The organism is Mesorhizobium sp. WSM4311, assembly GCF_002295115.1.
Taxonomy (GTDB): Bacteria; Pseudomonadota; Alphaproteobacteria; order Rhizobiales; family Rhizobiaceae; genus Mesorhizobium.
Map to the genome: position 1 here is coordinate 11,553 of NZ_NSFV01000018.1, position 12,175 is coordinate 23,727.

General features: G+C 61.1%; 13 protein-coding genes. 6 read left to right on the forward strand and 7 right to left on the reverse strand.

From position 1 onward, the window contains the following. Positions 1–6: 6 nt before the first annotated feature. The 3 genes from CK226_RS30340 to CK226_RS30350 are packed head-to-tail and all read right to left on the reverse strand — an operon-like array spanning position 7 to position 3,407. The gene (locus tag CK226_RS30340) at positions 7–1,401 is read right to left on the reverse strand and encodes an NAD(P)/FAD-dependent oxidoreductase (protein WP_095793791.1); all 1,395 of its coding nucleotides are present in this window, start codon (positions 1,399–1,401) and stop codon (positions 7–9) included. Between the two features lie 42 nt (positions 1,402–1,443). Next, positions 1,444–2,601, reverse strand: a complete 1,158-nt coding sequence (locus tag CK226_RS30345; protein WP_095793792.1) for a patatin-like phospholipase family protein — start codon at positions 2,599–2,601, stop codon at positions 1,444–1,446. A 23-nt stretch (positions 2,602–2,624) separates the two neighbouring features. Further along, complete coding sequence (locus CK226_RS30350) at positions 2,625–3,407, reverse strand: 3-hydroxybutyrate dehydrogenase (protein ID WP_095775301.1); 783 nt, start codon at positions 3,405–3,407, stop codon at positions 2,625–2,627. 274 nt (positions 3,408–3,681) lie between these two features. On the opposite strand from CK226_RS30350, the gene CK226_RS30355 reads away from it, so the two are divergent. Beyond that, on the forward strand, positions 3,682–4,593 hold the full coding sequence (locus CK226_RS30355) for a LysR family transcriptional regulator (RefSeq protein ID WP_095793793.1): 912 nt from the start codon (positions 3,682–3,684) through the stop codon (positions 4,591–4,593). A gap of 61 nt (positions 4,594–4,654) precedes the next feature. On the opposite strand, the gene CK226_RS30360 is transcribed toward CK226_RS30355, so the two are convergent. From CK226_RS30360 to CK226_RS30375, 4 genes are all read right to left on the reverse strand, one after another. After that, the gene (locus CK226_RS30360; protein ID WP_095793794.1) at positions 4,655–5,119 is read right to left on the reverse strand and encodes a DUF302 domain-containing protein; all 465 of its coding nucleotides are present in this window, start codon (positions 5,117–5,119) and stop codon (positions 4,655–4,657) included. Positions 5,120–5,160: 41 nt separating this feature from the next. Next, a complete protein-coding gene (locus CK226_RS30365; protein ID WP_095793795.1) occupies positions 5,161–6,363 on the reverse strand; it encodes an MFS transporter in 1,203 nt (400 codons plus the stop codon). 93 nt (positions 6,364–6,456) lie between these two features. Next, positions 6,457–6,939 (reverse strand): cupin, encoded by a 483-nt coding sequence (locus CK226_RS30370; protein WP_095775297.1) that lies wholly within the window; start codon positions 6,937–6,939, stop codon positions 6,457–6,459. Positions 6,940–7,134: 195 nt separating this feature from the next. Next, the gene (locus tag CK226_RS30375; RefSeq protein WP_095793796.1) at positions 7,135–8,049 is read right to left on the reverse strand and encodes a LysR family transcriptional regulator; all 915 of its coding nucleotides are present in this window, start codon (positions 8,047–8,049) and stop codon (positions 7,135–7,137) included. Positions 8,050–8,428: 379 nt separating this feature from the next. Here CK226_RS30375 and CK226_RS30380 point away from each other — a divergent pair, with 379 nt between their 5' ends. The 5 genes from CK226_RS30380 (at position 8,429) to CK226_RS30400 (ending at position 12,101) form a co-directional block, all read left to right on the forward strand. Continuing rightward, the gene (locus CK226_RS30380) at positions 8,429–9,271 is read left to right on the forward strand and encodes a hypothetical protein (RefSeq protein ID WP_095793797.1); all 843 of its coding nucleotides are present in this window, start codon (positions 8,429–8,431) and stop codon (positions 9,269–9,271) included. A gap of 229 nt (positions 9,272–9,500) precedes the next feature. Continuing rightward, complete coding sequence (locus tag CK226_RS30385; protein ID WP_095775294.1) at positions 9,501–9,770, forward strand: DUF2282 domain-containing protein; 270 nt, start codon at positions 9,501–9,503, stop codon at positions 9,768–9,770. A gap of 42 nt (positions 9,771–9,812) precedes the next feature. Continuing rightward, positions 9,813–10,841, forward strand: a complete 1,029-nt coding sequence (locus CK226_RS30390; protein WP_095775293.1) for a DUF692 domain-containing protein — start codon at positions 9,813–9,815, stop codon at positions 10,839–10,841. Further along, a complete protein-coding gene (locus CK226_RS30395; RefSeq protein ID WP_095793798.1) occupies positions 10,828–11,613 on the forward strand; it encodes a DNA-binding domain-containing protein in 786 nt (261 codons plus the stop codon). Before CK226_RS30390 ends, CK226_RS30395 begins: the two co-directional genes overlap by 14 nt. An 11-nt stretch (positions 11,614–11,624) precedes the next feature. After that, complete coding sequence (locus CK226_RS30400) at positions 11,625–12,101, forward strand: DoxX family protein (RefSeq protein ID WP_095775291.1); 477 nt, start codon at positions 11,625–11,627, stop codon at positions 12,099–12,101. The last annotated feature ends 74 nt before the right edge of the window (positions 12,102–12,175 follow it).

The window sequence follows — 12,175 nt, forward strand, 5'->3', positions numbered from 1 at the left end:
CGAGATTCAATGCAATTTGACCCGCGGTTTGGTGCGGTGCGACAGGATACCCACGATCGTATCCCGCATGGTCTTGAAGGTCCCGTGCACCGCCTTGAGATGCATCTTGTGGAGCGAATGATACATCAGCCGGGCAAGCAAACCCTCGACCTTCAGTCCGCCCACCAGGCTGCCAAAGGTGCCGTAGTCGGCCAGTGAAACGAGAGAACCGTAATCGCGGAAACGGAACGCCGGCGCCGCTTGCCCTTCGAGGCGTGCCGCGATCACCTTGACTATATGATCGGCCTGCTGATGGGCCGTCTGGGCGCGCGGCGGCAAGGGGCCCTCGCTGCCTGGCAATACACAACTCGCGCAGTCGCCGATCGCAAACACATTTTCGTCTGCCTTTGCCCGCAGCGTCTCATCCACGACCAAGCGGTTGATGCGATCGGTATCGAGGCCATCGAGCCTTTTCAGAAAATCTGGCGCCTTGATCCCGGCGGACCACACGACGAGTTCGGCCGGCACGAACAGCTTCTCTCCAAGCTTGATACCGTCTTCTGTCACTTCGGTGACCTTGATGCCGCATCGGATCTGAACGCCGAGATCTACAAGCCGTTGCGCAGAAGAGCGCGCAAGGTGTTCCGGCAAAGCCGGCAGGATGCGCGGTCCCGCCTCGACGATGGTGATGCGGATCAGCCTCTCGAAATCGATGTTGTCGAGATTGTGCGAGGCGATTTCCCGCATCGACTTGTGCAACTCGGCGGCCAGTTCAATGCCGGTGGCTCCGGCGCCAACGATGATGCAATGGAGCTGGCCCGGTGAGAGCTGCTCGTATTGCGCATTGGCACGCAGACAGGCGTCGACCATGCGCCTGTTAAAGCGGGTGGCCTGGCCTGCGGTATCGAGCGCGATAGCATGACGCGCCGCTCCTGGCGTGCCGAAATCGTTGCTGACGCTGCCCACGGCCAGCACCAGCGTGTCGTAGCCTAGCACGCGTGGCGGGATGATCTGTCTGCCATCGTCGTCGAAGCTCGGCGCCACAAAAACTTGGCGCTTGGCGCGGTCGATGCCGACGACTTCGCCGATCCGGAAGCGATAGTGGTGGGTGCTGGCATGTGCGATGTATTCCACCGCATCGTTCGACGGGTTCAACGTGCCCGACGCCACCTCGTGCAGAAGTGGCTTCCAGACATGTGTGCGGTTGCGATCGACAAGTGTTATGGACAGCCGCCGCTTGCCGAATTTGCTGCCAAGCCGCGTTGCCAATTCGAGTCCGCCGGCACCACCGCCGACGATGACTACGCGATGCCGTGAACTGTCGGCGTGAGATGGCGTCTCCGGTAGCGTGCGGAAAAGCGCGGCATTGTTGGCAAGCACAGCTTCCGGAACCAGCCGCATCCCTGGAGTGACGATCTGCATCAATATTCTCCGTCTTTCTTCTCGGCGCCGCGATCGAACCGATCATTCTTGCGATTCGTGGATGACGATGCCCTGCAGCATGTCGACGTCGCATTCCCACGGCTTCTCCGAGAGGACGCGCCGGCCATGTTCGTATCCCGCCTGCCAGCGCGTGCGGATGCCGGCGCGCGTGAAGTCGATGTCCTTGGTGTGGTCCTCGCCGTCCAGGCGTGGCGAAAGCAGCCGCACAAGGTGCATGACCGACGGGCAACCATAGGAAGCAAGTTCCTTGAACATCGGATCCTCGCGCCGTTCCTCTGGAACCAGCTTTCCCATTTCGCGCACGACGTGCCGCAGACGATGCAGTTGCTCCTGACGGGCAACATGGCTCCGGCCCCGGCTGGCGTATTGAAGGTCCTTTTGCCGGCCCATGACCTGCCAGATCGATTTGGGCTCGGTGGCGCGAGGCTGCCACATGTTGACGGCAAAGATCAGCGAGTCGCGCCGCGGACGGGCGTCGAGCACGACCTCGATGGGCGTGTTCGAATAGATGCCGCCGTCCCAGTAAGGCTCGCCGTCGATACGGACCGCCGGAAAGGCCGGCGGCAAGGCGCCCGACGCCATGATGTGCGCTGCCGACAAGGTCATCTCTCGGGTGTCGAAGTATTTGAGTTCACTGGTGTTGACGTTGACTGCGCCGACCGTCAGGCGGGTATGGCGCCCGTTGAGATAATCGAAGTCGATCAGGTCATTCAGCGTCCTCTTGAGCGGATCGGTCGTGTAATAGGAGGCGTTCTCGACGCCCACTTCGCGGTTCACTCCGAACATGGCGCCTGGATTCGGTTCGAAGAATCCCGGTATCCCCCGCATGACGGTGCCCATATTGGCGAAGACATTGCTTGGCACCATCATTCGAAAAAACTCATCGAGAGGGCTGATACGGCTGACGCCTTCCCAGAACTCCTGAAGCCTCGCCAGCCGAACCGTTGGATCGTTCCCGGCAATCAAGGCCGCGTTGATAGCGCCGATCGAGGTGCCGATGACCCAATCCGGCTCGATCCCGCCTTCGACGAGCGCCTGGTAGACACCGGCCTGGTAGGCACCCAGGGCGCCACCGCCTTGCAGCACCAACACCGTTTGCCGCTGAACGGAAGCATCGGCCGGATGGGTGACCTCCGGCAAAGGTTCGGCGATCGGAGGATTTCGGGTGATCTTGTTCATGGTTCTTGCTCCTCGTTGCCGGTTCAATGGGCCGTCCAGCCGCCTTCGATCGGGATGATGGCGCCGGTGATCGAGGCCGCATCGGTCGAGGCGAGGAACAGGCAGAGCGCCGCGACCTCGGCCACGGTGACGAACTGCTTGGTCGGCTGGGCCGCCAGGAGCACATCCTTGATCACCTGCTCCTCGGTGATACCGCGGGCCTTGGCCGTATCCGGTATCTGCTTTTCGACCAGCGGTGTGAGCACGTATCCCGGGCAAACCGCATTGACGGTGATGCCCTGTTCGGCGACCTCCAGCGCAACCGTCTTGGTCAGCCCGGCGATGCCATGCTTGGCGGCGACATAGGCGGATTTGTAGGGCGAGGCGACAAGGGCGTGGGCCGACGCAACGTTGATGATGCGGCCCCATTTGCGTTCTTTCATAGCCTGCAGCGCACGCCGGATCGTGTAGAAGGATGACATCAGATCGATCGCCACGACTGCTTCGAATTTCTCGACCGGAAAGTCATCGATAGGCGCGACATGCTGGATGCCGGCATTGTTCACGAGGATGTCGACCGCGCCGAACTCGGCGATTGCCTTGTCCATCATCGCGGTGATTGTGCTGCCCCTGCTCATATCCGCACCGTCGTAGCGAACAGGCACCCCATGGTCCGCGGCAAGTCTTGCCCGCAGCAACTCAATCTCGCCGGGATCGCCGAAGCCGTTTAAGACGATATTGCAGCCCTTCGCGGCGAAGGCTTCGGCAATGCCTTGCCCGATGCCGCTGGTCGAGCCTGTGATCAGTGCCGTCTTTCCTCTGAGCATCGTTGTTTCCTTCGATTGGAACCGCAGCCAAAATGGCCCGCAAAACGCTGCGAGCACGGGCCCTGGGCCCGGGTCTCGAGTTCTGGACCAAGTATGGCGGGCAGCTGGAGACAGCGGAAATGCCGTTGAGACATGGATTCGATAGCCGACGGTCAGATCGTCAACCTGTCGCCTGGGACATCATCACCAGATCGGGTTGTTTGACGTCGGGGCAACTAGTAAGATCACGCGGCAACGTGGGTCGTCCCGCATGCCAGCCGCTGGGGAGCTCGCAGTGGAGATCAGCCAGGTAAGATATTTCTTGGCCGTCGCCAAGGAACTGAATTTCACCAGGGCAGCAGAGCTGTGCAACGTTACGCAGCCGGCACTGTCACGCGCGATCAAGCTGCTCGAATACGAGTTCGGCGGCGCGCTTTTTCACCGCGAGCGACGCTTTACACATCTGACGGAACTTGGTCGCATGGTCGAGACCTATCTCGAAGGCGTTTTCGAGAACTCCCGGCAGGCAAAGGAGATCGCCGAGCAATATGTGCACCTTAAGAAAACGCCTCTCCGGGTCGGCATCATGAGCACGATAGCTCCGAATGAAATCATCGAACTCATCTCGTCCGTGCGCACACACCATCCCGGCGTTGAGCTTCATCTATGCGATGCCGATGCACCGAGCTTGCGACGACGGCTGCTCGGAGGCGACCTTGAGGCGGCTATTTACGCGCTGCCGTCAAATGTGCCCGATGAGGAAGTTCACTCCTTGCCGTTGTTTCAGGAACAGATGGTGATGGCTGTTCATCTCAACCATCGCTTGGCCAACCAGCCCAGCGTTCGGGTGACGGATATGAGCAATGAGACCTACATCCACCGCAACAATTGTGAATTTGCCGGTTATGCCGACGCCATTCTTTCCGAGCAGGGCGTCACGGTCAGTCCTGTTTACTGGAGCGATCGTGACGATTGGACGCTCGCGATGATCGCCGCCGGGCTTGGTTTCGGGTTCATGCCTGAGCATACCGCCAAGCACCCCGGAGTGGTGCCGTTGCCGATCACCGATCCGGAATTCTGGCGCGAGGTCAATCTCGTCACGGTGCGCGGCCGCAGGCATTCGCCGGCGGTTGGCGCGCTCGTGCGCGAGGCCACGCAGAAGAAGTGGTTCGGCGAGCGTGCAAAGGCGTTATCCGCCGCGGAATAGCCTCTGCGCGCAAACGTTCTTTCGCATGCCGGAGCGCGGGGTCTCCGGCACGTGTCCAGGCTCAGTTCTTCCTGATCGTCGAGGTCACGGACTGGATGACCTCGGTCGCCATCTTGAACTGCGGCGAGCGGTCGGTGATACCATGGCGCTTGGCGATCCAGTCGAAGTCGCTATAGGCGGCGTAAACCGCACCATCCGCTGTCTGGTAGACCAGCACGCGCACCGGCCAGTCGAGGCCGGCTTCCGGATTTGACGTGATGAAGGTCGTCCCAAGCGCCGGATTGCCAAACATCACCAGCCGCGACGGCCTGACATCGTTGCCGGCATTCTTGCCAAGTCTTGCCTGGTCGATGACGCCAAAGAACTTGATGCCCTTCTTGAGAACATCCCTCTTGATGCGCGCGACCGTCTCGCCGACGGAATAGTCGCTCTTCACCGTCACAACGCCATCAGAAGCGGCGGCCGGGATGACGGCAGCTATCAGGATGGCGGCTCCGGCAATCATGGTTTTCAGGGAGTTGGTCATGTCAGTCTCCTTTGTTGGATAGCCATTTTCGGTTCTGGGTGTCACGTTTTTGAGGGTTGCAGCACGCGCGCCACTGCGATCGCACCCGCAAGGAAGGCGGCGAGCACGGCCACGCATGCGGTCCACCCGACTCGGTCGTAAATCTGTCCGATGACGAAGCTGCCAGCGAGCCCACCCGCGTAGTAGGAGGCCAGGTAGATGCCGCTCGCGGCGGTGCGATCACGCGAGGCGGTCCGGCTGACATGTCCGGTAGCTATCGCTTGCGCCAGGAAGGTTCCCATTGCGACCAACGCCATCCCTGCAAGGACGATCGGCAGGCTGGTCGTGAGCAACAGCAGCAGCCCGGCGATTGCCATCGCAAGCGTTGCACCGATGCCGATCCTCGGGCCGAGACCGGCCGTGACACGCCCGGCGAGTGGCGTGGTCAACATCGATGGCAGGAAAACGAAATAGATCAGTCCCAGTGCCATCGGCGACAGCGACAGCGGCGGGGCAACAAGCTGGAAATTCACATAAGTGAAGGTTCCTATGAAGACGAAGAGGATCAGGAAGCCGATCGCGAAACAAGCGCGCAGTTCGGCATTTTCCAGCGGGCCCTTCCAGGACGCACGGACAGTTTGACCGATCGTATCGGCGCGCGTCGTTGCGGAAGTCTTTTGCAGCGTGTGCCAGACGAGCGCCGCGCCAAATAGATTGAGGGCCGCGAAGGTCAGGAAGTTGGTGGAGATGCCGAACGTGTCGGCGACGGCGGCCGACATCAGGCGTCCGAAAAAGTTGCTGGCGACGTTGCCCGTCACATAGGCGGCAAGCGCACTCGTCGTCTGCCGCGCGGAGAAATGCTCGGCCAGGTAGGCCATCGTCAGCGTGAACGCGGTCGACATGCACAGGCCTTGCGCCACTCGCAAAAAGGCGAAGACGACGATGCTGTCTGTTTGCGAAAGCAGCGTCGTTGGGATGGCAAGGATGGCGAGGCTGATCCAGATGCCATTGCGGCGATCTATGCCGCGCCCGAACAGAGCGATGGCGATCCCGGCTACCGCCATGCCGAACGTGCTGGCATTGACGGCGAAGCCCATGGTCGCGCGGCTGACGCCGAATTTTATCACCAGTGAGGGCAGTATTGCTTGGGTGGCGAACAGATCGACAAGCGTAAGAAATGCGATCAACGCAACAAGTCCAAAACGCCAACTGTCGGCGGCCACCGTGTGCAGGCGCGCCGTCTCTGTCTGTTCACTGGTTGTCATGACGGGGCTCCGTGGCCGGACGTCCCCAGGAGATCACCCCGAGGACGCGCTTTCGGTTGCTGATGCTGGAATCTGTTCGCCGCGCCGAGCGGCTCACATCATGTGGTCTTCGTGCATTGCCGGCGGCAGGACGTCGGCTGAATACAGCACCGCCGGCACCTTGCCGTTGTTCTTCCACCAGTGAGCGAGCTGGCCGAACTCGGCGGTCACGTCGCCTGCCGGATGCTCGATGCCGACCTTGCAGGTGCTGCGATATTCGGTGATCGAGCCTTCGACGACGATAATGTTGGCTGGGCGGACATTGTGCTCATGCCACGGCACGACGCCGCCCGGCTGCACGACGAGCTTGCGCAGGCGCAGCATATTGCCTTTCCAGGCCTCGCCCTTGCTGCTCAGATCGATCGCGGAGAGAACCGTGTCGACGACGCCGACCGGCTTGCTTGGATGTTCCTGGATGTCGGTCGTGGCGGCCTGGCCGGCTGGGCAGTCGCCGGCGAAGGCCGGAGCAGCGGAAAAGGCAGCAGTTGCTGAAAGCAGCCCGACCGCAAACGCGAGGTTGAGTTTCTTGATGGCCATCTTGTATTTCTCCTTTGTCGGTGCCCAAACGCGGGAGGCGGGGCATGACAGGGAGAGTGATCGGAGCCGCGAAGAAAGAGAAATGCTGACTGGCTTTCGATTCGATACCTGAAAACTATCGTGGACCATCACACCTGCATGTGAGGCACACGCGGCAAACCGCCTCGCGCGATCCTCTAATTCTTCGATTTTGCTTCAGGCAGCGGTCTTTTGGATCGCCTGGACGATCGCGCTCTCAGGCCAGCCATGCGCCTTGACGCTGCTTACGAAAGCCGATGCCGCAGGCGAGAACCTGCGGCCCGCAACGACAACCAGGGATACTTCCCGCCAGACCTCAGGATCAATGACGGGACGGACCTGCAACCCTGGAATCACCGCGCTGAATTCGGGGATGAAGCAGATGCCCAGTCCTCCGGACACCATATTCTGGATCCAGTCCTCGCGTTCGCTGGCGTAGGAGATCCTGAGCTTCACACCCCGATCCGTGCACAGGCCGGCGAGGTGATCGCGATACTCGCAATTGAGACGTCTGAGATAATTTTCGCCATCGAGTTCGGAGATGGCCACGTTGTCATTGCGAGCCCGCCGATGGCCGTTTGGAAAGGCGAGGACAAAGCGCTCGCGATAAAGCGGTGTGACGTCGAAGCGGTCCGGGAAGCTGTCGCTTGACGCCATGATGGCGACGTCGATCTCGCCCGACTCCAGAAGTTGGGAGAGCGATGCCGGCACGCCTTCGACCAGCTGCAGCTGGATGCCCTGCTGGCGTCTGTTGAAATCGGTCAGCAAGCCGGTGAAGCGACGCGGGCCGATGGTGCACATGACACCGACCTTGAGGTTGGCGTTTTCCAGGCACAGGAACCTCGATGCCTCCTGCCGCACTCCTGTCAGTTCGTCGAGTATCTGCTGAAAACGGGGGCGAAGAAGCACACCCAGATCGGTCAGGTGGGTCAAGCTTCGTTCACGACGAAACAGCAACCCTCCGACCTCCTCCTCGAGCTGCTGGATGGCGCGAGACAGCGCCGGCTGAGTGACGTTGCACTTTTCGCCTGCCCGCGTGAAGTTTCGTGTCTCGCACACGGCCAGGAAGTAGCGGATGTGGTGAATGTCCATGCCGATTTGTCCCGAGTTGCATACGAGGCTGTTCGTGCGTCGGAGACTGCAGCAAGGCTCGCTTTGGCGCCAATGCACTGCGGCTATAAAGTCGATAGCGGTCCGTCATGGCGCCCGTGACGGTGCGCGCGGCGGACAGCTTGTGTTGCTGACACGCTCCTCTTTGTGCCGAAGGCCCGCCGGCGACCCTCTTGGCCTCCGCTCCGAAGCGAGATCGCGGGATTCTCGCCAGCCTGGCAAGACCTTGCGGTGCGCAAGGGATTGCAGCCAATGCAATCTCCCTATGGAGTTCATGCCACCTTGGCATTTCGCTAATGGAGGATCATGCGACAGTGTCTCCATCGAACGCCCTGCCTGGCGTTTCGGGAGGAGACCCAAGATGCAAATCCAGGCCACAACCGACGAAGCCTTCATTGCCGGTGCAAGACCCGCGATGGAAGACCGCCAGCTTATCGACATTACCCTGGCAAGCGACGCGCACGGCGCATTTGTCTGGGGCGTTCTCGATCGCTTGCTGGATGAACCTCGCCTTTCCTTCCGCAGCATCACCGCATCCGGTTTCGGAGGCATGGAAGCAGCGGTTCTTGCCTACGGACTTGCTTTGGGCGGCAGGCGTGGGGCAAAGACGGCGCTTACCAATTTCTGGCGGCGCGTCAGCCACGCATCGATGTCTGTGGCCGCGATAGCCAATCCATTGAAATCGATCCTGGAGCAGTCGATCGACATTGCCGAATTGCACAAAAATAGCTGCCAGTTGAAGCTCAACATCCTGGCTTCGAATGCCAGCACCGACACCGTGACGATTTTCTCCGGCGACCAGTTGTCGATCGACGCGATCCTGGCGGGAGCGACAGTCCCATTCCTCTTTCCGGCCGTGGAAATCAACGGCGATACGTATTGGGGCGAAGGCGATTTTTCGGCATTGCCGCCGATGCAGCCGATCGAGGCTGGGCATTGGCTCATCGTCAGCGGCAAACCCTCCGGTTGCATGACACCTTGTGCGGCTTACCGCCCCGCCGCGAATGCCGTGAACCCAGCATCTGTCCTCTTCGACAGTCATCACAGAACAAGCGCTGCCCTGTTTACCAGGCCTTGGACCGACTGGGGCGAATTGACCGACATGCGTGACCGCGGACGGCAGCGAGCCGAGGACTGGCTCCTCGCCGACCACTCGGCCTCAAGCGAAAGCTCCGTCGTCGACAGCAAAAATCGATACGTCTAGGCGCCTCCCTCCGCCTGGCCGCGCCTGCTTCGCCCGCTCACGAACGCAGGCGCCAAGCCCTCCGGTTCCCCGCCGGAGGGCTTTTGCTTGGCAGGGGCTTCAACATAGTGACCGCGTATCAATTCCATGCCGAGACAGCATTTCAGCTCGGCTGCCGGATCAGGGACACTGCTTGCAGACAGGCCGCAAGGTCGGTCTTTCCCTCGAAACGCAACCAGGAGACACGTCTGTGATCAACACCAAGACCCTCATCGGATCGGCCCTCGCGGCCGCCACTTCGCTTGCTACAACTGCAGCCTATAGCGGCCCGGCTGCCAAGCCCGCCTTCGCCTTCGAAAAGTGCTACGGCGTCGTCAAGGCTGGCCAGAACGACTGCCAGACCGCGACGCATTCCTGCGCCGGCACCTCGACCGCCGACAACCAGCCGGATTCGTGGCTCTACGTGCCCGCCGGCAGCTGCGCCAAGATCGCTGGCGGCAGCGACAAGCCAAAGGCCTGACCGATCAGACTTCGAGCCAACCCCCTTGGAAGGAGCAGACCGATGTCCCGTGCATTTCAGCGCCTCTCGATCCCCCCATCAGCGGGCATCGGTCTTCGCTCACCCCACATCAGCGAGATGCTGATCCGCAGACCCTCCGCTGGCTGGCTCGAAGTGCATGCCGAGAACTACATGGGCCACGGCGCCGGCGTCGAGGCGTTGGACCGACTGCGCCAGATCTATCCGCTATCGGTTCATGGTGTTGGCCTCTCGCTGGGCAGCGCGCGAGGGGTGGACCGCGATCATCTGGAAAGGCTGCGCAAGGTCTGCGAGCGCTTCCAGCCCGATCTCGTCTCGGAACATCTGGCCTGGAGCGTGGCCGACGGCGCCTACCTGAACGACCTGTTGCCGCTGCGCTATGACGAAGAGGCGCTGGCGATCGTGGCGCGCAATGTCGAGACTGTCCAGGGCGCTCTGGGGCGGCAGGTGCTGATCGAAAACCTGTCCGCCTATGTCGCGTTTGCAGACTCCTCCATGAATGAAGCTGAATTTCTGGCCGAACTGGTGGCGCAAACGGGCTGCGGCCTGCTGCTGGATGTCAACAATGTCCAGGTTTCGGCGCACAACCTCCAATATGATGCAAAAGCCTTCATCGATGCGCTGCCAGTAGAGGCTATCCGTGAGATCCATCTTGCCGGACATGCGACCAATCACGTCGGGGCCGACACCGTCCTCATCGACGATCATGGCTCGCGCGTGCCACCGGTTGTCTGGACGCTCTACCAGCATGCCATAAGTCGGCTGGGACCGCGCCCTACCCTGATCGAATGGGACACTGATGTTCCTGTTCTCGATGTGCTGCTCGGCGAAGCGATGTGGGCCGACATGCTTTCCGCTTCGATCATGTTCAACCGCAAGCAGGCCGCAAGGCAGGCCGTCCCGACCATGGTCCTGCCAGTGTCCAGCCTGCCAACTTTCGAAAGCACGCGAACCAGCATGCCTGTGCTTGCGGCATTTGCCGCCGCCAGAACAAGACCGGCGATGCCCGTCGCCTTGCCGACAATCGGGGGAGGATATCATGCTGCCGCTTGAACATCTGCAGACCATCGTGGCGCGCTCGGTGCTGGCCATGGAGCCTCTGATCGACGCAAAAATGCTCACCGCCGGCAAGGCCGACCCAATGGCTCGCCTGCGCATCTACCAGAACAACACACGCAGTTCTTTGACTGCCGTGCTGATGGCGGTGTTCCCCGTTACGGCCCGCCTCGTCGACGAACGTTTCTTCCGCTTCATGGCGAGCGAGTTCATTCGACGGCATCCGCCGGTGGAGTCACGCCTGGCGCGATATGGCGCGGGCTTCCCTCGCTTCCTGAAGACCATCGACACCCTGTCCGACATGCCGATCGTCGCCGAAACGGCGCGGCTCGAATGGGCCATTGCCGAAGCGCTCGATACAGCTTCGCTGTCGGCCCGCAGCCTCTCAGAATACGACAGCACCGACCTTGGCCTGTCGCCGGATATCCTGCTCCAGCCCTCACTGCGACTGATCGTCTCGCACTGGTCGATCCTATCGGTGTGGATGGAGCATCAAAAGGAGACGGCGGCCGATGAAAAAATCACCTGGACAAGGCGCCCCGAACGCGTGGCGCTGTGGCGATCGGGGAACTACGTGCGGCTTTTTCTGCTCGACCGCGCGAGCTTCGCCTTCTGGCATTCGCTGAAGCACGGCTTCGGCCTTGAGCATGCCGCTGGTCGCGCCTTGGCGCTCGATCCGGCCTTCGACCTGGTTTCAGCGCTTGTGCGTCTTTTCCGCGACAGGCTCGTCACCGACGTGCGCGTCCCGGTGCTCCCCCTCTCAAACTGAAGGACACGATCATGACTGCGATACCGGAATATTCCACCCCTCGCCCTGCCGGCCTTGTTGGTCTTTACCGACGAGTGATCAAGTTGCCGGAGCATGTCCCATTTTCACTGGTCCAGCTCGCAGCTCGAGTCGCGATTGCGCATGTCTTCTGGCAGTCTGCACAATCGAAGCTGGCGTCCTGGCCGGTGACGCTGCAGCTGTTCGCCAGCGAATACAATCTACCCCTCATCGATCCGTCGATCGCGGCGCCGCTGGCGACAACGGCAGAGATCACCGGGGCGGTGCTGCTTTTCCTGGGGCTGTTCTCGCGTCTCGGCGCGCTGATGCTGCTCGGCGTTGTTTCAGTGATCGAGATCTTCGTGTTCCCGGAGAACTGGGCCGAGCATCTGCTGTGGGCCTCGCTTTTGCTGCTCGTTCTAACACGGGGCGCCGGCGTCCTTTCGCTCGACTACGTCGCAGAGCGGACCTTTTCAGCGTCTAGAAAATGACTGAGAAAGCACGGTGCGCATCCGAGGCTCGCCGACTTCCAGACACCTATGTCCTGAAATCCATGTGAATTAGG